The organism is Brevibacterium sp. CFH 10365, from assembly GCF_009299785.1.
In the GTDB taxonomy this organism is placed as follows: Bacteria; Actinomycetota; Actinomycetes; order Actinomycetales; family Brevibacteriaceae; genus Brevibacterium; species Brevibacterium limosum.
This window is the reverse complement of sequence record NZ_VIGO01000005.1, coordinates 38,198-58,180: the sequence shown is the minus strand read 5'-3', so window position 1 is coordinate 58,180 and position 19,983 is coordinate 38,198. Positions and strand designations below refer to the sequence as shown.

At 65.0% G+C, this 19,983-nt stretch carries 22 protein-coding genes and 1 tRNA gene; 9 read left to right on the top strand and 14 right to left on the bottom strand.

Annotated features, from left to right (window positions below; genetic code table 11):
- Positions 1-36: 36 nt before the first annotated feature.
- Together FHG09_RS11125 and FHG09_RS11120 are read right to left on the bottom strand one after the other, a co-directional pair.
- The gene (locus FHG09_RS11125; RefSeq protein ID WP_227492710.1) at positions 37-1,356 is read right to left on the bottom strand and encodes an Nramp family divalent metal transporter; all 1,320 of its coding nucleotides are present in this window, start codon (positions 1,354-1,356) and stop codon (positions 37-39) included.
- A 243-nt stretch (positions 1,357-1,599) separates the two neighbouring features.
- A complete protein-coding gene (locus FHG09_RS11120) occupies positions 1,600-2,187 on the bottom strand; it encodes a DinB family protein (protein ID WP_152347742.1) in 588 nt (195 codons plus the stop codon).
- A 51-nt stretch (positions 2,188-2,238) separates the two neighbouring features.
- On the opposite strand from FHG09_RS11120, the gene FHG09_RS11115 reads away from it, so the two are divergent.
- From FHG09_RS11115 to FHG09_RS11095, 5 genes are all read left to right on the top strand, one after another.
- Positions 2,239-2,631 carry a YidH family protein gene (locus tag FHG09_RS11115; RefSeq protein ID WP_152347741.1) on the top strand — a complete coding sequence of 131 codons (393 nt, stop codon included), beginning with the start codon at positions 2,239-2,241 and terminating at the stop codon, positions 2,629-2,631.
- Entirely contained in the window at positions 2,631-3,044 is a 414-nt protein-coding gene (locus FHG09_RS11110) for a DUF202 domain-containing protein (protein ID WP_227492709.1), read from the top strand. The genes FHG09_RS11115 and FHG09_RS11110 overlap by 1 nt, the downstream gene beginning before the upstream one ends.
- Before the next feature lie 118 nt (positions 3,045-3,162).
- A complete protein-coding gene (locus tag FHG09_RS11105) occupies positions 3,163-3,480 on the top strand; it encodes a hypothetical protein (RefSeq protein WP_227492708.1) in 318 nt (105 codons plus the stop codon).
- Between the two features lie 78 nt (positions 3,481-3,558).
- The gene (locus FHG09_RS11100) at positions 3,559-4,485 is read left to right on the top strand and encodes an AEC family transporter (protein WP_152347739.1); all 927 of its coding nucleotides are present in this window, start codon (positions 3,559-3,561) and stop codon (positions 4,483-4,485) included.
- A gap of 161 nt (positions 4,486-4,646) precedes the next feature.
- Positions 4,647-5,822, top strand: a complete 1,176-nt coding sequence (locus FHG09_RS11095; protein ID WP_152347738.1) for a TIGR01906 family membrane protein — start codon at positions 4,647-4,649, stop codon at positions 5,820-5,822.
- A 182-nt stretch (positions 5,823-6,004) separates the two neighbouring features.
- On the opposite strand, the gene ppk2 is transcribed toward FHG09_RS11095, so the two are convergent.
- Both ppk2 and FHG09_RS11085 read right to left on the bottom strand, forming a co-directional pair.
- Positions 6,005-6,907, bottom strand: a complete 903-nt coding sequence (ppk2, locus tag FHG09_RS11090; protein ID WP_152347737.1) for a polyphosphate kinase 2 — start codon at positions 6,905-6,907, stop codon at positions 6,005-6,007.
- Positions 6,908-6,974: 67 nt separating this feature from the next.
- Positions 6,975-8,294, bottom strand: a complete 1,320-nt coding sequence (locus FHG09_RS11085) for an MFS transporter (protein WP_152347736.1) — start codon at positions 8,292-8,294, stop codon at positions 6,975-6,977.
- A gap of 90 nt (positions 8,295-8,384) precedes the next feature.
- Between FHG09_RS11085 and FHG09_RS11080 the strand changes: the two genes are divergently transcribed.
- Both FHG09_RS11080 and FHG09_RS11075 read left to right on the top strand, forming a co-directional pair.
- Positions 8,385-8,461 (top strand) — tRNA-Leu (locus tag FHG09_RS11080).
- 124 nt (positions 8,462-8,585) lie between these two features.
- A complete protein-coding gene (locus FHG09_RS11075) occupies positions 8,586-9,029 on the top strand; it encodes a hypothetical protein (RefSeq protein WP_152347735.1) in 444 nt (147 codons plus the stop codon).
- 120 nt (positions 9,030-9,149) lie between these two features.
- Here FHG09_RS11075 and FHG09_RS11070 read toward each other — a convergent pair whose 3' ends face one another.
- Positions 9,150-9,533 carry a winged helix-turn-helix transcriptional regulator gene (locus FHG09_RS11070; RefSeq protein ID WP_152348026.1) on the bottom strand — a complete coding sequence of 128 codons (384 nt, stop codon included), beginning with the start codon at positions 9,531-9,533 and terminating at the stop codon, positions 9,150-9,152.
- A 55-nt stretch (positions 9,534-9,588) separates the two neighbouring features.
- Here FHG09_RS11070 and FHG09_RS11065 point away from each other — a divergent pair, with 55 nt between their 5' ends.
- Entirely contained in the window at positions 9,589-10,260 is a 672-nt protein-coding gene (locus tag FHG09_RS11065; protein WP_227492707.1) for an NAD(P)-dependent oxidoreductase, read from the top strand.
- Between the two features lie 88 nt (positions 10,261-10,348).
- Here the strand turns inward: FHG09_RS11065 and FHG09_RS11060 are convergent, their stop codons facing one another.
- The 5 genes from FHG09_RS11060 to FHG09_RS11040 all read right to left on the bottom strand — a co-directional run bounded on the left by FHG09_RS11060 (position 10,349) and on the right by FHG09_RS11040 (position 15,032).
- The gene (locus FHG09_RS11060; RefSeq protein ID WP_152347734.1) at positions 10,349-11,722 is read right to left on the bottom strand and encodes an NAD(P)/FAD-dependent oxidoreductase; all 1,374 of its coding nucleotides are present in this window, start codon (positions 11,720-11,722) and stop codon (positions 10,349-10,351) included.
- A gap of 91 nt (positions 11,723-11,813) precedes the next feature.
- Entirely contained in the window at positions 11,814-13,058 is a 1,245-nt protein-coding gene (locus tag FHG09_RS11055; protein ID WP_227492706.1) for a S8 family peptidase, read from the bottom strand.
- Positions 13,055-14,002 (bottom strand): Ppx/GppA phosphatase family protein, encoded by a 948-nt coding sequence (locus FHG09_RS11050; RefSeq protein WP_152347733.1) that lies wholly within the window; start codon positions 14,000-14,002, stop codon positions 13,055-13,057. The genes FHG09_RS11055 and FHG09_RS11050 overlap by 4 nt, the downstream gene beginning before the upstream one ends.
- A gap of 8 nt (positions 14,003-14,010) precedes the next feature.
- On the bottom strand, positions 14,011-14,538 hold the full coding sequence (locus tag FHG09_RS11045; protein ID WP_152347732.1) for a DUF501 domain-containing protein: 528 nt from the start codon (positions 14,536-14,538) through the stop codon (positions 14,011-14,013).
- Positions 14,538-15,032, bottom strand: a complete 495-nt coding sequence (locus tag FHG09_RS11040; protein WP_152347731.1) for an FtsB family cell division protein — start codon at positions 15,030-15,032, stop codon at positions 14,538-14,540. Before FHG09_RS11040 ends, FHG09_RS11045 begins: the two co-directional genes overlap by 1 nt.
- Positions 15,033-15,448: 416 nt before the next feature.
- Between FHG09_RS11040 and FHG09_RS11035 the strand changes: the two genes are divergently transcribed.
- Complete coding sequence (locus tag FHG09_RS11035) at positions 15,449-16,456, top strand: DUF559 domain-containing protein (protein WP_152347730.1); 1,008 nt, start codon at positions 15,449-15,451, stop codon at positions 16,454-16,456.
- A gap of 492 nt (positions 16,457-16,948) precedes the next feature.
- Here FHG09_RS11035 and eno read toward each other — a convergent pair whose 3' ends face one another.
- The 4 genes from eno to FHG09_RS11015 form a co-directional block, all read right to left on the bottom strand.
- A complete protein-coding gene (eno, locus tag FHG09_RS11030; protein WP_152347729.1) occupies positions 16,949-18,229 on the bottom strand; it encodes a phosphopyruvate hydratase in 1,281 nt (426 codons plus the stop codon).
- Between the two features lie 76 nt (positions 18,230-18,305).
- On the bottom strand, positions 18,306-19,136 hold the full coding sequence (locus FHG09_RS11025; RefSeq protein WP_152347728.1) for a tyrosine-protein phosphatase: 831 nt from the start codon (positions 19,134-19,136) through the stop codon (positions 18,306-18,308).
- On the bottom strand, positions 19,133-19,660 hold the full coding sequence (locus FHG09_RS11020; RefSeq protein ID WP_227492705.1) for a MazG nucleotide pyrophosphohydrolase domain-containing protein: 528 nt from the start codon (positions 19,658-19,660) through the stop codon (positions 19,133-19,135). The genes FHG09_RS11025 and FHG09_RS11020 overlap by 4 nt, the downstream gene beginning before the upstream one ends.
- Before the next feature lie 63 nt (positions 19,661-19,723).
- The gene (locus FHG09_RS11015; RefSeq protein WP_152347727.1) at positions 19,724-19,918 is read right to left on the bottom strand and encodes a CsbD family protein; all 195 of its coding nucleotides are present in this window, start codon (positions 19,916-19,918) and stop codon (positions 19,724-19,726) included.
- Positions 19,919-19,983: the final 65 nt, after the last annotated feature.

Below are 19,983 nucleotides of genomic sequence, written 5' to 3'. Positions count from 1 at the left end.
CCCGCAGCAGAGACCGCCGGCGGTGCGGAGTCCGGCTCAGCTTCCGCCGCCCCAGAGCGGGGCGATAGCCGAGTAGAGCTGCTGGACGCCGAGGATGATGAACAGCAGTGCGGTGATCGCCAAAGCGATGTTCGTGTGCAGCTTGTTCGCCCATTCCTTCGGGATCTTCTTGCCGTTGAGCAGACCGAGGAGGGTGATGGCGAGGAACGGCATGAACAGCGACCCGAGCACTCCGTAGGCGAGGATGAGGCCGATCGGCTTGCCGAGGATGAACAGCAGCATCGGCGGGAAGGTCAGCCACAGGACATAGAACTTGAAGTACTTGCCCCCGGTCAGCGTGTCCGGGTGCCCGCCCGGCTTCTTGCGCATATGGCCCCAGAAGTCGGCGAACATCAGCGACACTCCGTTCCACACGCCGATGATCGAGGAGAACGAGGCGGCCCAGAAGCCGATGAGGAATCCGATGCCGACGACATCCCCGTAGCGGGCTTTGAGGACGTCGCCGAGCTCGAGCAGTCCCTTGTCGTCGGCGGAGATCGACACGCCTGCCGCACGCACGACCTCGGCACCGACGACGAGCATGGCGATGACGAAGATTCCCGTCATCACATAGGCCATGGAGTTGTCGATGCGCATCACTCGCATCCACTTCGGGGTGTGCCAGCCCTTCTCACGCAGCCAGTACCCGTAGGCGGCCAGGGTGATGGTTCCGCCGACTCCGCCGGCGAGTGCGAGAGTGTAGATCACTCCGCCTTCGGGGATGAGCGGGATCAGTCCGGTGAGCATATCGGGAATGTTCGGGACGGCGATGATCGCGAGCCCGACGACGGTGATGAACATGATCCCGACGAGGACGGCGGTGATCTTCTCGAACACGGCGTAGCGGCCGAACCACACCATGGCGAATCCGGCCAGGCCCATGAGCACCGACCACAAGGTGAGGTTGAGTCCGGGGAAGAGCGCGGCCAGCGGCAGTGCCGCCGAGCTCATGGCCGTCGCTCCGTAGACGAAGCCCCAGATGATGATGTACGGGCCGAAATACCACGTGGTCCAGCGGCCGAGTGAACGCCAGCCTTCGAAGATCGTCTTTCCGGTCGCGAGGCTGAACCTGCCTGCTCCTTCGACGAGGACGATCTTGAGGATGACGCCGACGATCACCGCCCACAGCAGTCCGTAGCCGAACTGGCTGCCGGCCACAAGAGTCGCAACCATATCGGCGGCACCGACACCGGTGGCAGCGACGACGAGACCGGGGCCGATGACCTTCCATTTGGCCGGCCCGGAGGCCTCTTCGATGCCTGACACTGCCTCGGGGTCGCGTCCGGAGGCGCCGGGTCCGTGAGTGTGCTCGCTCATGCTGTTTCAACCTTCGTCTTCGGCCGTGCGCGATCCCGGTCGCGGATCGCCCCACGCGGGGGTCCTGCCGACAACGGCGGCGCAGCGGTCTCCGTCTGTCTCTGGACATGATATTCGACAGGACCGCCTGCTGTGACATCCGTAACGCAGGCAATTGGGGTTGTATACAGGCGATTGAGATCGTGACCGTCGAGAGTCGCTCTGCGCACCCCGACCAAGCAGATCGGCACCTGGTGTCCGGTTTCAGAACCGGTCGGCGATGCCTCGCAGACGCTTGAGATACGCTGCACGGTCGGCTGCCGGCGGCAGGTTCGAAGCCGACTCGGACAGTCCGGCGGCACCGTCGATGCCTTCGCGGACGATGTCGATCTGGCCCAGATGGCGAGTGAGGTCGACGAGGACGTGGACCGTGATCTGCCCCAGGGTGGTCTCGTCACGACCGTCCGGCCAGTGCGGCACCCGTCCCGGAGCATCGAGGCTGAGGGCGTCGATGGTCTCGTCGGCGAAGTCGGCGACGCGGGTGTAGAGGTCGAGCAGATCCTCGGTCGTCTCTGACTCGGCCGCACACCAGTCGGCCTGCGGGTCCTGGTCGATATCGGCGTCGGTGACGACCTCCTCGGGGTTCGGCCAGGTCCGGCCGAAGGTGTCGCCGAAGTAGACGATCTCGACCTGCGCCATATGTTTGAGTGCGCCGAGGAGGTTGAATCCGGTCGGGGTGCGCGGCCACCTCAGCGACCTCTCGTCGAGCCCGGACAGCTTCCATCGCAGGTCATCGCGACCCCGGTGCAGGGACCGTCGAAGCAGGGACTTCATCGTCTCGTCGTCGCTCATGAGCTCAGGGTTCCACACCCGCCCCGCACCGTCTACCGTTATCCTCGAAGGGTGAGTGACGACAATTCTTCGCAGGACTCCCGCAGCCGCCTCGCCCGTCGGGTCTTCCCCGACGGCGTCGACCCCGATCCCCGCTTCACCTTGGCCAATGAGCGGACGTTCCTGTCCTGGATCCGCACCGCTCTGGCGTTCATCGGCGGCGGAATCGCCGTCGAGGCCTTCACCTCGGAGATCTTCACCGCCGGTCTGCGCGCGACCCTGTCGATCGTGCTCATGGTCATCGGGTTCATCCTCGCGGCCGGTGCCGCCGTCCGCTGGTATCGCATCGAATCGGCGATGCGCCGCAAGACCTCGCTGCCGCTGCCGCTCATCATCCCCATCGTCAGCCTCGCCTCGGCGCTGGGCGCCGGTCTGCTCGTCCTGGTGTTCGCCGACCTGCTGTGATGTCGGAGTCAACCGGGCCCCAGGCGCCAGAGCCCTCACCGCATCGGCGCCCCCGACTGCCCCGGCCCGCTCAGCGCAGTCCCCGCCCGCAGCCGCATGCCGATCCCGCGCTGCAGCCGGAACGCACCGTTCAGTCATGGCTGCGCACGAGCCTGACGATGACGGTCGTCAGCCTCGTCTTCATGCGCTTCATCAACGTATTCCAAGGCTGGTCCGTGGCGATCTTCGTCGTCTGCATGGGCATGGCCATCGTCGCGATCGCGATGCAGGTCAGGCGCTACCGGCTCGGCTCGGTCTCGATCCGGGCCGAACGCGGCCACCCGACCCCGTGGGCCGTCGCCTTCCTCACCACCTCGGTGTGCCTCATCGCGATCCTGAGCATCGCCTCGGTCATCAAGATCAGCCTGCTCTGAGCCTCCACACCCGCGCACCCACGCAGGCTCCCTGACCCGCACCTTTCCCACCCGCTGCGCGTTCCTCCTCATGAGACCGCCGTCCGAGCCGCGGACCTGCACGCCTAAACTGGTGCGCATGAAGGATGCACGCGAAGTCTCCACCGCCCCACTCGTCGCCGTCGGCCTCATCGGCGGCTTCCTCACCGCCCGCGAAACCGGGATCCGCCCTCTCGGCGGAGTCGTCCTCGCCGCGGCCGGCGCCTACGCCGCCCGCTCCTGGTATGCGAAGAAGGGGTGGCCGGCCGCAACCGGGCTGAGTCTGGCCTACCTCGGCGGGTTCGGCGCCTCCCACCCGCTGGCAAAGAAGATCGGCGCCTGGCCGGCCGTCTTCGCCGTCAGCGCGGTCAGCGCCGCCGCGTCCTATGTCGTCTCCGATACCGCCGAGGCGGACTGACACACAGCCCTGGGCTGATCCCGCCCCGGACCGACCCCGACCGTCGCAGACGCAGGAAGCGAGGAGCCCGAGTAGCCCATGCTGGCCGTATTCGAAGGTTTCGCCGTCATCGCCGGAGTCATTCTGGTCGGGTTCGTCCTCGGCCGCTCCGGCGTTCTCGGACCCCACGGCCAGCAGGTCATCGCGAAGCTCGTCTTCTACGCGGGCACCCCGACCCTGCTCTATGTCACGGTCGCCGAGACCGATCTCGGGCTGATCTTCAACACCGCCCTCTTCGCCACCGGCGGTTCGGCGCTCATCGTCGGCGCCGCCCTCTTCGTCCTCACCAAGTGGATCCGGCGGCGCAGCACCGGTGAAGCGATGTTCTCCGCCTGGGCGACCAGCTACGTCAACATCGGCAACCTCGGCATCCCGATCGCCGCCTACGTGCTGCGCGACATCGGATATGTCGCCCCCGTCCTGCTCTTCCAGCTGCTCGTCCTCGCTCCCATCGGCATGGCCGTGCTCGACGGGGCCGGCAAGAAGCAGCATGATTCGCACTGGTATTCCGCGGTCCTCCAAGTGCTCAAGAACCCCATCGTCCTCGGCGCGGCGGCCGGAGTGGCCGCCTCGGCGACGAGCTTCGAACTGCCGCGGTTCATCTTCGAGCCCATCGACATGATCGGCGCGACCGCGGTCCCCGGCGCCCTGCTGGCCTTCGGAATCTCGCTCAAGGACGGGTGGGGCATCCCCGTGAAGGGCAGCCGCGCACAGCTGAGCTTCATCACCGGCGCCAAACTCATCGCCCAGCCGCTCATCTCCTGGGCCATCGGCGGTCCCCTGCTCGGCTACGACGGGATCGACCACTTCGCCATCGTCGTCACCTCCGCCCTGCCGACCGCGCAGAACGTCTACATCTACTCGATGCAGTACCGACAGTCCGAGGCGCTCATGCGCGATGCCGTCTTCATCACCACAGTCCTGTCCGTCCCAGCACTGGTCGTCATCGCCGCCCTCCTCGGCTGACCCGCCAAGTCCCACACCGACACGGCGGGCCCCACCCCGGCCCCGCCCTCACCGTCACGGTGAGGATCACCGCAGCCCCGCCTCGGCGAGGGCTCCGGTGAAATCCGCCGCCGTGGCGTGTCCTCCCCGGCTTGGGCCCCGTGGTCACTGACAATGGGGATGTGTCCAGAGACGAGAAGAACGAGACCGAAGACCTCCTGAGCAGGCGGATGAGTTCAGGGTCTGCCAGTGCTGCCGATAAGCAGTCGCAGGCCCCTCTGGAGGCGGCCAATGATCCCTCGACCGACACCGAGGCGTTCGATCCGATCACGGATCCCATCGCCGAGGATGCCCCCAAGCATTCCGCGGACGCGAAGCCCCAGACGGGCCCGGTGAGGGTGACTCCCGCCCATTCGACGAATCCGCACTCCCAGCCCGCGACCGCGAGCACGCGCGCCGCCGAACAGAACGCCGCGCAGAAGACCGCCGGTGCGGATTCGGCCGCCGCGACCTCAGCTTCGACGGATACCGGAGCCACGCGTGAGGTGCCGCAGAACGCTCGCACCGCGGTGATGAGCGAAGCCGATTGGGCCGCTGTGTCGAAGGCGGCGACGTCGACCGATGCCCGCGACCCCGAGGTGCCCGAGCGACGCCGGTCCGTCCTCGATGTCATCGGCACGATCTGGATCATGCTCGCCACTCCATTCGTCCTGTTGGCCCTGGCGGTGCGCTTCATCGCCTCCGGGATCTTCCTCAAATTCGAGTACTTCCGGCCCGGGTTCCCGGCCGATCAGTTCGGCTTCAGTGCTGCCGATCGTGAGCACTACGGGACCTATGTCGTCGACTATCTGCACAACTTCGATTCCCGGCGCTACCTCGCCGATATCGTCATGCCCAATGGGGAGCCGATCTTCATCTCCGAAGAGCTCAGCCATATGGCTGACGTCAAGGGCCTGATCTCGCTGCTCTACCTCGTGGCGCTCGTCGGCATCATCGGATCTGTGCTCTTCGGGCTCTACATGTGCCGCAAGGGCGGCTCGGGCATCCACACAGGCGTGCGGTTGGGTTCGATCTTCAGCATCATCTTCATGGCAGCTGTCGCCGTTGTCGCTGTGCTCGGCTGGGACAGCTTCTTCCGCGGATTCCACAAGGTGTTCTTCGCGGATGGGACCTGGGAGTTCTACGCCGATGATTCGCTCATCCGCCTCTTCCCGCCCCAGTTCTGGGTCGATGCGGGCATCGCAGGCGGAGGACTGTTCGTGCTCCTGGCGATCCTCCTCTTCCTGTTCAGCTTCGCCGGGCACAGGAAGCGCCGGGCGCTGCGTCAGGCGCGCAAGGACGCCGAAGCAGAAGCCTGATTCACTGCGACTGAGTTGAGTCTCTGCGATCGAATGCGGGTGAGAGTCCCGCTCCACGGTTCCGGCCGGGTGGTCTTTCCCCTTCCACCCGGCCGAATTCCTCCCCTGTGCAGCCGTCGACGGCTGCGGCAGTGCTCCCGGCCGACGTCGGGCCGCCTCGGTGACGGTGGAAGACCGCCGAACTAGTCGTCGACGGCGTCGCGGCCCCGGCGGACGAGCAGCGGGTCGGCGTCAAAGACGACCGAGGGGTCTTTGTCCTCGTAGTCGAACTGGTTGAGGAAGTAGCGCATCGCATTGAGGCGGGCGCGTTTCTTGTCATTGCTCTTGATCGTGATCCACGGTGCGTGGTCGGTGTCCGTGCGGCGGAACGTCTCTTCCTTGGCCTTCGTGTAGTCGTCCCACAGGTCGAGGGACTCGAGGTCCATCGGTGAGAGTTTCCACCGCCGCACCGGGTCGATCTGGCGGATCGCGAACCGGGTGCGCTGCTCTCGTTGGGTCACGGAGAACCAGAACTTGGTGACGTGGACCCCGGAGTCGATGAGCATCTTCTCGAATACGGGGGCCTGTTCCATGAAGGTCTCGTATTCGTCGTCGGTGCAGAATCCCATGACTCTCTCGACGTTGCCCCGGTTGTACCAGGAGCGGTCGAACATGACGATCTCCCCGCTCGTGGGCAGGTGGGCGATGTAGCGCTGGAAGTACCATTGGCCGGCTTCGCGGTCCGAGGGTTTGTTCAGGGCGACGACGCGGGCGGCACGCGGGTTGAGGTGTTCGGTGAAGCGTTTGATCGTCCCGCCCTTGCCGGCGGCGTCACGGCCTTCGAAGACGATGACGTGTTTGGCACCGGTGTCCTGGCCCCAGTATTGGAACTTCAGGAGTTCCACCTGCAGCTTGTACTTCTCGAGTTCGTACTCTTCGCGGTCCATCTGTTCGTCGTACGGATATCCCTCGCGCCACGTTTCGACGGCCCGGCCCATGGGGTCGATGAGATGTGGATCCGTGGTCTGGCTGTCCTCGACGGCGTAGCCTTCGAGGCGGAGTTTGTCGATGTACTCCCGCAGATTCTCTTGGAACAGATTGTTCACGAGACCCTTCCCTTTCGATGACGACACGGTGGCGTGCCTCGTGCACGCTAGCGTGCCCAGGTGAATATCAGGTTATGCGATCGATGTCCCGTCTGGGAATGATGCCGATGCTCAGCAGCGGGGCGAGTGCGATGATGCCGAAGGACAGCGGATAGCCGAAGGCGGTCACCAGGGCACCGAATCCGGGACCGAGCAGAGCCGACATGACGAACTGCCCCGTGTTCTGGGCTCCCAATGCTTTGCCCGACCAGCGAGTCCCGGCGGCCTCTGCCACGGAGGCGAAGGCCAGACCGTTGTCGGCCACGGACACGGCCGATGCGAGGACGAACACGACGGCGGCAAGAGCCGGCAGCTGTGTCAGTGACAGAACAGCGATGGCTGCGACGGAGATCACCGCGGCGACGGCGACGAGGCGCATAAGGCCGACACGGGAGCTGGTGCGGTCGGACAGCCCGCCGACGACCATGCGGCCGACCGCGCCGACGATCTGCGCGACCGCGACGATCGCTCCGGCGGTTGCCGCTCCGATCCCTTGGACGGCGATGAGCCAGACGAGGCCGTAGGTGGAGAACGCGAACTGCGGAACCACGAGGAACGCGGAGACCGCGTGGATCCGCCACAGGAAGGAGTCGCTGCGGTAGGGATTGATCGCCGACGCGGGACTGGGCTTCTCCTCCCCCGCAGAGACGGTTCCCGGTTCGGACTGTCCTTGACCCGCCCCAGCCGGATCGGCTGGGTCGGTTGCGGCTGCGCTGTCAGGTGCATGGGCGTGGTCGAGGTCGGCCACCTCGGCGCGGGTGGGAGCCTGTTCCGGTGGATTGCGGATGAGGGCGAAGCAGATGAGGGCGAGCGCCCCGGTCACGGCGGCGACGAACCACAGGTAGGCGGGGAATCCGCCGGCCGCGGCGATCGCCGGGATGGTCACGGCGGCCACGCTCGTGCCCAGGGGTTGGGACATCTGGCGGATGCCCATGGCCAGTCCGCGGCGGTGGCGGGGGAACCAGCCCATGACGACGCGTCCGCTCGCCGAGTTCACCGAGGCGGCGGCGGCACCGGAGGCGGCGATGACGATGACCATCCAGATCGGCGAGTCGACGACGAGGATCGCGGCGGCCGAGAACACGGCGGTCAGCCCGATCCCCAAGGTCATGGCCAACCGTTCCCCGTACCGGTCGGCGAACGCGCCCCAGGCAATGAGGGTGAGGATGAGTCCGAAGCTCGGGGCAGCTGCGACGGTGCCGGCTTGGGTGAGTGTGAACCCGAGATCGGAGTGCATATACGGGATGAGGAAGGCAGGTCCGGCGATCGCGATGGTCGCCGCCATCTGCGTGAGGACCCCGACGACGAGGATCACCCAGGCCTGCCGGATCGGTCCGTTCGACGTCATCGCTCCAGGTTAACCGTGAGGCCGCATTGTTCGCGGAATGTCTCAGATCGCGGTGGCCCCGGTTTGCCGATAAGGTGTCTTCTGAGCATTCCCCCTATAGCCCAATCGGCAGAGGCAGTCGACTTAAAATCGATTCAGTGTGGGTTCGAGTCCCACTGGGGGGACCATTCTTTTCCGATGCTGAGCGATGACCGGCCACGGACCTTCTGCAATACTCCCCCGAGGAGTCTTCGCCTCGACTGCGTACCGACCGAGATCGCCGAATTTCACCGTTTGCGGCATGATCGTCCTATGCCGTTCCTTCTTTTCAGCCCCGGTCAGGCCACGCAGCCGATCGCCACCGTCGACGACGAACTCGCCCGCGCACAGCAGGGCCCCGCCGTCATCATCGCCTCCCCCGAGGCGGCTTCCCCCACTGGGGCCGACGAGTCCACCACGACCGAAGTCCCGTTGCATGGCCGTCCGGCCGCTTTTCGCGAGGCCGGAGGGAACTGGACGGAGGTCGACTTCGAGGCTGCCGATCATTGGGTGCAGATGGGATCGGAGCTGCGTGGCCGCCTCGTCGCCGATCATCTGGCGACGCTCGACGTCGCCGAGTTCAAGACCGCGACGAACGGCGGCAGCGCCTCGATCATCACGAACAATTGGGTGTACTCCGGGTCGCCTCGGGCCTATCGCGTCGCCGGAACGTTGCGCGACTTCGTCACCGTGCTCGGAGAACTCACCCGAGCCTGACCATCCTCTCGCTGAGCTGCCTCGGCGATCCGGAAGGCGAAGGCACTCTGCGTATTGCGGAGGAGTCACACGACTTCGCCTTCAACGGCTGAACATTCGACGTTGCGTTCACGGGAACACTCACTTGGGTGCGGACATATGTGCCCCATCGTGGCGATCCCGGTTCTCGGCGATCTCAGCGACGTTGGCCTCTGCCCACTTCCGGAGTGCGGCCACAGGCTCCTGCAGCGACCGCCCGAGGCCGGTGAGCGAGTACTCCACACGCGGCGGCACCTCAGCGAACACCTCCCTGTCGACGAGCCCGTCGGCAACGAGGGAGCGCAGGGTCGAGGTCAGCACCTTCGGGGTGATCCCGCCGATAGCCAGACGGATCTCATTGAACCGCTTCGGACCCGAATCGAGGATGTTGACGATGAGCACCGTCCACTTGTCCCCGACTCGGTCGAGAACCACTCGCGTCGGGCACTCGGGATCGAAGGCGTCGCCTTCCCAGTGAACTCTCATGGCCATACCCCAATAGTATCTTTGAGGTACTCGATATCCCAAAGATACCTTAGGAATGTCAGACTACGACTTCCACCGTGCATCGCTGCTGCGCCGCACGAAGAACGAAGGGACTCTTATGAAGATCGCACTCTTTGGGGCATCGGGAATGATCGGCTCTCGCGTCGTCGCCGAGGCGGCCGCCCGCGGGATCGAGGTCACCGCCATCACCCGTTCCGGCACCGAGGTGGCAGGAGCCAGCCGCTCGCTCACCGGCGATATGGCCGACGCCGATCTCGCTGCGCGCATGGCTGCCGAGCATGATGTCATCGTCTCGACCACCGGCCCCAGCCGGACCGGCGGAGACCACCAAGAATGGCTCGACGCACTCGACACCTTGGCCGAGATCAGCGGCGACACCCGCCTATTCATCGTCGGCGGCGCCGGTTCCCTGTTCGCCGGGAACACGATGCTCAAGGACACCGAGGGCTTCCCCGACGCCTACAAGGCAGAGGCCGAGACCGGCACGAAGGCCCTCGAACTGCTGCGTGCGAAAAACCCCTCACCGTGGACGCTCATCTCCCCCGCCCCGGAGATCGGCCCGGGTGAGCGAACCGGGAAGTACAGCTCAGAACTCGAGGTGCCTGCGGGCGACTTCATCTCTGCCGAGGATTTCGCCGTGGCCATGGTCGACGAGATCGCCGACCCCATACACATCGACGCCCGATTCACCGTGGCGAACCGCTGAGACGAGACTGACGCCGGGGATGCATCTGCATCCCCGGCGTCAGTCGTCTCATCAGGGCTTGTCGCCGGATGGCGCCGGCTGCCTCGAATCAGGCCTTAGCAGGTTCCTTCTTCGGAGCCGGCTTCGAGTTGGCGGCCTCGACGAAGTTCTTGCGCGGGACGTCGAGGTCTGCCAGGGGCATGACGTCGCGGCCGAGGACGGCGTTGAGGAACCAGTTGCCGAAGACCTTGACCTTGCGGTCCACGGTCGGGATGGCGTAGCCGTGGTACGCCCGGTGCATGAGCCAGGCGAGGATTCCGCGGGCTTCGAAGTCGCCCATCTGCGAGACGCCCTTGTACACACCCAGACCGGCAACCGTCCCGATGGTCTTGTGGAAGTACTGCTTGAACTCGGTCTCACCGCGCAGGGCTGCGAGCACGTTGGCGGCCAGCACGGGAGCCTGACGCACGGCGTGCTGGGCGTTGGGCACGCAGAAGCCTGCCACGCCGCCGCCGGACAGGTCGGGAACCGCAGCGTTGTCGCCGGCTGCCCACGCACCCTCGACGACTCCGTCTTCACCCTCGACCCGCAGGTCGGCACGAACCGTGACATTTCCGCGCTCGTTGATCGGCAGGTCGGAGTCGATGAGCATCGGGTTGGCCTTGACGCCGGCGGACCAGACGATGGTGTCGGCGTCGAACTCTTCACCGTTCGAGAGCTTGATGTGCTTGTCGGTGCAGTCCTGGAGGAAGGTCTCGAGGTAGACGTCGATTCCGCGTTCGCGCATGTGCTCGACGACCCAGCGGGCCTGAGCCTCGCCGACCTCGGGCATGACGCGCTCGAGGGCTTCGACGAGGACGAAGCGGACATCGGCTTCAGTCAGCGTCTCGTACTGGGCGATGGCCGAACGGACCATGTCCTCAAGCTCTGTGAGAGTTTCGATGCCGGCGAAGCCGCCGCCGACGAAGACGAAGGTCAGAGCCTTGCGCCGCTCCTCATCATCTTCCATGAGAGCGGCATCGGCCAGGCGGGAGAGGAGGTGGTCGCGCAGGGCGACGGCCTCTTCGATGCGCTTGAGCGCGATCGCGTTCTCCTTCAGGCCCGGGATCGGCAACGCACGCGCGACCGAACCGGAGGCGAGGATGATGTGGTCGTAGTCGAGTTCGAAGGCCTCATCGTTCTCGGGTTCGATGGTGGCGAACTTCTCGGCGTGGTTGATCGAGGTGACCTTCGCGGTGATGACCTCGGCACCCGGCAGATTGCGGCGCAGCGGCACGACGGCGTGACGGGGCTCGATCGAACCGGCTGCCACCTCGGGGAGGAACGGCAGGTAGGTCATGTACGGGTTGGGGTCGACCACGGTGACGGTGGCTTCGCCCCGACCGAGGTTCTTCAGCAGATTCTGAGCGGCGAGGAGACCGACGGAGCCCCCACCGACGACGAGGATACGTGGACGCAGTTTTGAGTTTCTGATGAGTGCCATATTCCCATGCTAGACCCTTGTGAAAACTTTCACTAATTGTCTGTCACGCGGACGCGAACGCCCCAGATCAGAGCCGATCCGAGCCTAGGATTCAGCGGCGACGACGGGCGAAGAAGACGATCGAGGTGATCACGAGAATGAGAGCGATCAGGGCACCGGTGCCGAGGAGGGAGAAGCCGAGGATCGGTCTCGACTGCGTGGCGGCGATATCAGTCGGCGCGAGAGCCTTCGGACTCTCGGTCTCATCCGGGGCGGCCGTTTCGGTCTCTTTGGCCTTCGCATCCCCGCGGCGATGCATCTTCACCCAATCCGCCAGCTCATCCTCGGCGGAGGACACGTCCTTGGGCATCTTCGCCTTGACGGCGGCCTGCGGGTCGACGCGACCCCAACCGACGATCGGGTCGGGTTCGTCCTTCTTGCTCACGCCCTTGTGGCCGTCCACCGGCTCGGCGCTCGACTGCAGCTTGGCTCGGACCTCATCGGCGCTGAGCTTCGGATTCTCGGCGCGGATGAGTGCTGCGACACCGGAGACGACCGGTGAGGCGAAGGAGCACCCCTGGCCTTCGGCGTAGCCGCCGCTGTAGTACGGAATGGGGATGTCCTTGGCCGGGCCCATGAGGTCGACGGCGGTGCCGGGTGCGGTGGAGTCGTTGAGGACCTTGCCGTTCTTGTCGAGTCCGCCCACTCCGATGACGCCGGGCACCGTCGACGGCGACCACGCCTGGGTCGCCCCCTGTGAGGCATTGCCGACGCAGGCGACGACGAGGACGTCCTTCTCGTAGGCATAGGCGAAGGATTCGTCCCAGCTCTCCGGCCAGCCCGGATCGTCCCAGCCCAAGGACATGTTGATGACCTCGGCGCCGGAGTCGACGGCCCACCGGATGGCTTCGTCGGCCTGTTCGCGAGTCGATCCGGATTCCTTCGGACGGTCGGGGCCGAGCCACATCGACGCCGATAGGATCTCTGCGTCCGGGGCGACTCCGGTCGGGCCTGCGCCGACTCCTCGCCCGGCGATGACTCCGGCTACGGCGGTTCCATGGTGGATCGTGGTCTTCCCGCCGATCGGGGTCTTTCCGTCCTTGCCCAGTCCGCTGAAGTCCTTGGACTTCTTCACCACGCCCTTGAGGTCTTCATGGTCGGTGTTGACCCCTGAGTCGATGACAGCGACCTTGACACCCTTGCCGGTGGACTTCTTCCAGACCTTGTCGATTCCGTAGTCCTTGATGAACCACTGGCCTGGCCCGGCCTTCGGAGCGGCCATGACCGGTTGTGTGGTGCCGACGACCAGGCCGAGGACGACGGTCGTGACAGCGAGGAGTCTGGCGGCGGCTCTCACGAGCTCGTCAGCGCAAGGTCGAGCGCGGTTCCATCGAGGATGTCGGTTTCGGAGATCCGAATGTCGAGCGTCCCTCCGGCGGCGGCCACAGCGTGGTCGAAGCGGGCGGCGATCCGGGCGAAGAGGAGGGATCCGGCTCCGATGACGTCGACGCGCCCCGGATGCATATACGGCAGGTCCGTGCGTGCCTGACGGTCCATGGCCAGGAGTCTGCGGGATTCGGCTTCGACATCGGCGACGCTGATATGTGCTCCGTGGATGCGTTCTCTCTGATAGCTCTCGAGCCCGAGGATGCCCGCGGTGATGGTGGTGACGGTTCCGGCGACTCCGATGAACGTCTGCGGGGCGGAGAAGTCGACGATCTGGGCAGCCTGGTCGAGCTGAGCGTCGATATCGGCGATCGCTGCCTGGATCTGGTCCTCGCTGGGAGTTTCGACCGGCATGTGCCGTTCGGTCAGGCGCACCGAACCGATGTCCATGCTCACTGCCGCGTCGACCTCGTCCTGCCCGAGGACGAGTTCGGTCGATCCGCCGCCGAGGTCCATGACGACGAACGGACCGTCTGCGGCACCAAGATCGGCGGTGGCGCCGAGGAAGGACAGTCGGGCCTCTTCCTCACCGGCGATGACGTCGGGGACGACGCCGAGGATCGAGAAGATCCCAGCGAAGAACTCATCGCGGTTCTTCACGTCACGGCTGGCCGAGGTCGCGACGAATCGCAGTCTCTCCGGCTGGTACTCCGCGGCCACCTCGGCGAATTCCTTCGTCACGGCGAAGGTGCGCTCCAGTGCTTCGGGGGCGAACTCGCCGGTGGCGTCGACGCCTTGGCCGAGGCGGACGATCCGGGTTTCGCGGCGCAGATCCGTCAGGGTGCCGTCGGCGGCGACATCGGCGATGAGCAGGCGCAGGGAGTTCGTCCCGCAGTCGAAGGCAGCAACTCGCATGGCAGGTCCTAGTCGGTCGGTTCGGTGGTGACGGCGGCTTCGGCGAGGGGCGGCACATCGTTCATGAACGACAGCGCACGGTCACCGATCGGGTTGACGCCGGGCCCGGCGGACAGCGAATGGCCGACGAGGGCGTGCAGACATTTGACCCGGGTCGGCATTCCGCCGGCGGAGTAGTCCTTGATCTCTTCGACTTCGCCAAGGCCCCCTGCAGAGCCGATCTCCGAGCGGACGTCGAGGTAGGCCCTGTGCGCGGAGGCATAGGCGGCGGCGAGCTCTTTGTCCTCGCTGAGCTCAGCGGTCCATTCGGCCATGATCCCCGATGCTTCCAGTCGTGAGCATTCGGCCACGTAGGCGGGGTGGGTGAGGTAGAAGGTCGTCGGGAACGGCGTACCGTCCTCGAGGCGCGGAGCCGTGGCCACGACGAGGGGTTCACCGGAGGTGCTGCGGGCGGCGATGCCGACGACGCCTCGGGGAACGCGTCCGAGTTGGTCTCGGAGGACAGCGAAATCCGCCTCGGTGCACTCTGTGATCATCAGCTCTTCTCCACGGTGTTCCCGGTTTCCTGAATGGACTCCAGCAACTCAAGGTACCAGGCCTGCTTGCGAACCGGCCGTTCGGACTCGGATTCTTCGTCCACGGCCTCTTGGTTCGTGACGATGACCGCGTTCTTGCCCTTTTCCACGTAGTACTGGTCCTCGCGGGCCTTGCGCTTGATGTAGTCGGGGTCTTTGAGGTTCTCGTTCTTCTCTTCGAGGCTGTTGACCTCGGCTTTCGTCGTCTCGATCTCATCATTGAGGGCCGCGATCTGCTGGGCCTGCTTGAGCGCGGAGTTCAAGGGCGAGAGGAATGCGAAGAGGACGATGGCGATGACGAGAAGGAACAGGCCCGTGCGCCAGGACATACGACGTCCCCGCGCCTCGGCGTCCAGATCGGCGTCGGCTTCGATGACCGGCTTCGGGCGTCGACGAGGGGCGGCCTTGCCAGGAGCCGATTTCGGGGCGCTTCTTCTGGGCTTGCTCGGGACCATGCTTCTTTCCTCTGCGACTGGGGATCGGGGAAGAGTGTCGCAACATCTCCAAGTGTGCCGTGTTCGCATTCTCGGCGCGAGGATTTCGAGCCCGTGGCGTGTTCGAATCTCAGGTCTGCTCCGTCACGTCTGCTCCCCTCGCCCGACCTTCCGCAGGGCATCACTCACCCGTACGGCCGTTTACTCCACGCAGCCGTTTCTCCTACATCTGCTGACGCATCTCTCACCTATTGCGACAATCCACCCCGCTCCTGCAGGGCGTTTTGCCGCGACCAGTGACCGATGCCCCGGAAGCCTCGACATCTGCTCCCGATTCACGCCCCAATCCACGCTCGAAGCGACTTCTTTCCACAGGCTTATCCACAACTTGACCGTGCTCTATTGCCTTTAATGTGCGTTTACTGCATTTTATATGCATGTACAAACTCTTGAGCACTGATGACATCATTCGACTCGGATTCAATCATGGCGACATCAGACGCGCCCGCCAATGCTGTCTGCGTCGGCTGTCGCGTGGCACATATCTCGTCCGGCGTGTCTGCGAGCAGGACTTCCATCGCCCGCTGTGGGCGAGCATCGACGAGCAGATCCACCAAGTCTTCATCGAACACGGAGACATCCGCGACGAGATCAACAACCTCAACGCCTCGGTGATGGCTCATTTCGCCCGACGTGCCGATCAGAGAACCGACGAGGCGAAGACGAATCCACCGCCGGAGGTCTTCTCGCACATCTCTGCGGCTCTCATCCACAATCTGCCCATCTCCCACCCTGTCACGCACCAGGTCGAGGTCGTGCGACCAGGCACAAATCGCAAGTTCAAAAGCATCCACGTCCGCGGCAATCTCATCCCGAAAGAACATCGCGCAACGATCAACGGCGCCGAAGTGACCACGCTCGAGCGCACACTCATCGACGTCGCCCGCAGCTACAACCTCGACGTCTCGGTGCCTATGATCGACGATGCACTGCACCGACAGCTGACGACCAGAGAGAAGATCCTCGCGACCCTCGCCCAATGCCTGGAAAAACGCAACGCCGCGAAAGTGAGGTTGGCCATCGATCTCGCTGATTCCCGTCGCGAATCCCCCGCCGAGGCGGTCGCCGCTGTGCGATTCTACGAACATGGGATCACGGGATTGGAACCGCAGGTCACGTTCCGTGCCGACAGCGTGAACCGCGAGATCCGCGTCGACTTCTGTCACCGCCAGGCTCGACTCATCATCGAGATCGACGGCATCGGCAAGCTCTATCTCGGCTCAGGTGTCCCCCGCCAAGAGCTCGAAGAGGAACGCCGCCGCGAGCAGTGGCTGCGCGACCAGGGCTGGCGGGTGATTCGGATCAGCTGGAAGGAACTGTTCCAGGAGGCGAAGTTCTATGACATCCTCCGCGCCATCCGCCGCACGCAGAACGCCACCGCCTGACCTCGCTGCGAGCATTTTCACCGTTGGCGCGTCCGTCACGATAGCCGCCTCCGGCACCGCCTCCGCCTCTGGCACCGCAGCCGCACCCGAACCGCTGGCGCACACTGCATCCCACACGGTTGCTGTCACACACTCTCGTTGCGTCGAGCACACCGTCGCGAATGGCGCGATATTCGAAGTTTCATCCCGCCTCGTTGCTGGCAGTTCCTACAGTTGCTCAGCCATCCCTCACCGATAGCGGCTCGTCAGAGTGGTGCATCGGTGTCACATGCGGGGAACGCGCGGGTCCGCCGCTCATGGGCCGAATTGAGACGACTGGTGACAGATGGTGACGACAACAATCCGAGAGTCGCCGAGGCGGGGCCGGGCGATCGATGATGATCGTCCGGCCCCGCCTCGTGGAGTTCGGTGGCTGCCGGCCTGCGGTCAGTCCGGGTGCCTCCGGATTGAAGCAACCCTGATGAAGCAACCGGTCCCGCTGTCCGGCGTGCCTCAGGCTTCGAAGCGCGGGAAGGCGCTGCGTCCGGCGTAGCGCGCGGCGTCGCCGAGCTGCTCTTCGATGCGCAGCAGCTGGTTGTACTTCGCGACGCGTTCGGAGCGTGCCGGGGCTCCGGCCTTGATCTGACCGGCGTTGGTGGCCACGGCCAGGTCGGCGATGGTCGTGTCCTCGGTCTCACCCGAACGGTGCGAGATCATCGTGGTGTAGCCGTTGGTCTGTGCCAGCGACACAGCGTCGAGGGTCTCGGTCAGGGTGCCGATCTGGTTGACCTTGACCAGCAGAGAGTTCGCGGTGGCGTTGTCGATTCCGCGCTGCAGACGCTCGGGGTTGGTCACGAACAGGTCGTCGCCGACGAGCTGGACCTTCGAACCGATCGTCTCGGTCAGGGTCGCCCAGCCGTCCCAGTCGTTCTCGTCGAGGGGGTCCTCGATCGACACGAGCGGGTACTTCGCCAGCAGCTCTTCGTAGTAGGCGGCCATCTCCTCGGCCGTCTTCTTGCCGCCTTCGAACTCGTAGGCTCCGTCGGTGTAGAACTCCGAGGAGGCCACGTCGAGGGCCACGGCGATATCGCGTCCGGGGCGGTGCCCGGCGATGTCGATGGCCTCGATGATGAGGTCGAGTGCGGCGGCGTTCGAGTCGAGGTTCGGAGCGAATCCGCCCTCATCGCCGAGTCCTGTCGACAGTCCGCGTTCCTTGAGCACTCCCTTGAGCGCGTGGTAGACCTCGACGCTCCACTGCAGTGCTTCGTGGAAGCTGGCGGCGCCGATCGGGGCGATCATGAATTCCTGGATGTCGACGTTCGAGTCGGCATGGGAGCCGCCGTTGAGGATATTCATCATCGGCACGGGCATGACGTGGGCGTTCGGTCCGCCGAGGTAGCGGTAGAGGGGCAGATCTGCCGAGACCGCTGCCGCGCGGGCCACGGCCAGAGAGGTGCCGAGCATCGCGTTCGCGCCGAGGCGGGACTTGTTGTCGGTGCCGTCGAGTTCGATGAGCGCCTGGTCGACGAGACGCTGATCGTCGCTTTCGAGCCCGACGATGACTTCGTGGATCTCGTCGACGACGGCGTCGACGGCCTGGGTGACACCCTTGCCCAAGTAGCGCTCCGGATCTCCGTCGCGCAGCTCCACGGCTTCGAACTCACCGGTGGAGGCGCCGGAGGGAACACCGGCACGACCGACGGATTCATCGGCCAACAGCACTTCCACCTCGACGGTGGGATTTCCCCGGGAATCCAGGATTTCACGGGCGTTTGCGGCAACGATCTCGGCCACTGAGTACTCCTTAGCGTTTGGTTTCACATGGGGAACATGTGCCTGCACGACAGCTTAATGCACCGCGGGGCCAGGCTCACCCTCTGTCCGAGGCGGACTCGAGCAGGCATTCGCGCAGTCGCTCGGGCGTTGCCGGGTCCATCCCGTGCGCGAGCAGATAGGCTTCCACTCCCCCGGGCTGTTCTCCGTCCTTCGCCGAGGCGGTCCCGTGCTCGGCGTCGATCCGGTCGAGGATCTCGTGCATGAGTCCGGGAGGAGCGGCTGTGGCGGTCTCGGCGAGGTTGCCGGAGATCCCGGCATCGGAGAAGTTCCGGGTGATCGCTTCGAGGAATCCCCCAGACAGGTGGGTGGAGGTGATCGCGTATTCGTCGACGATCTCCTGCCGACCCACACCGAGGAGGTCGAGCAGGAAGGCTCCGATCACACCGGTGCGGTCTTTTCCGGCCGAGCAGTGGAAGACCACACCGTCGGTGCAGTGTTCGGCGATCAAGTCGACGGCGGCGGCCAGCCGGTGGCCGAAGTGAGTGATCATGAGTTCGTAGATGCGGTTGAGGCTCCGGTCGCTGAGGTCCATTCCGGTCGCCTCGGCGGCGGCCTTCATCTCTTTGCGGCTCATCGGTCGGCTGGGGAAGAAATGGTCGTCGAAGACAGGCAGCTCGATGTGACGGACGGCGAGGCCCTCGAGCGCATCGGGCAGCTTCGCCCGTTCGCCGATATCGCGCAGATCGATGACCGTGCCGATGCCGAGTTCGCCGATGTCGGCGCGCGCCCGATCGCTCAGCTGGGCCAGCCCGTCGGCGCGGAACACCTTTCCGGATCGCACGAGACGATCCCCCGCCTCGGTGGCGGGTCCTCCGATGTCTCGGAAGTTGAAGGTGCCGTCGATCTCGAGCCGCTCCAGACTCATTCTGCGCTGTCCTCTCCCCGCACCGTGGTCTTCTCCTCTGCTTTGATCCGGTGGTATTCGCGTTCGACGTCTTCCAGCGACGCCTTCTCGTCCCCGGAATCGTCGGTGAAAGCCAGGGGGTGGCGGCGGATGAGCTTGGCCTCCAGACCGTCGACGATGGCGCCGAGGCTGTGACCGTAGGCGTGCCCGCTGCTCTCATCGAGCAGCGCGGAGTGGAAGAGCACTTGGTAGAACACATCGCCGAGTTCTTCAACGACGGCCGCCCGGTGATCTGCGGTGGGTGTCGTGGTGAAGTCTTCGAGAGCGACGATGAGTTCGTCGGTCTCTTCCCGAGCGTACTTCTCGAGGCTCCGGTGGTCCTGTCGGCTCGACCAGGGACAGCGTCGCCGCAGGGTCGCCATGGCGTCGATCACCGGTTGCAGCCGAGGTTCGACCTGCTCCGCTCCAGTTTCGGCGTGCTCCGCTCCAGTTTCGACCTGGTCTGCTCCCCGTTCGACCGCACTCTGCTCGTCACGTTCACCCACGAAATATCCTCCTGCCGGCACGAAAGACCCCCACCGCAGAAACGGTGAGGGCCGATTCGTCGGTCACTTCGAGAATTTGTCCTTGACCGATGAGCCGAGGTCCTTGACCGACTCGCCGACATCCTTGGCCTTGGCCTTGAGCTGGTCGGTGGCGCCTTCGGCCTTGAGCTTGTCGTCATCGGTCGCATCGCCGATGGTCTCCTTGGCCCGACCGCTGAGGTCCTCGGCCTTGTTCTCGAACTTGTCGTCAACGCCCATGGGGATTCTCCTTAGCAGATAGCTGAGTGATGTGCACTTGCTGCGGATGCCTCCGCGCTTCGCAC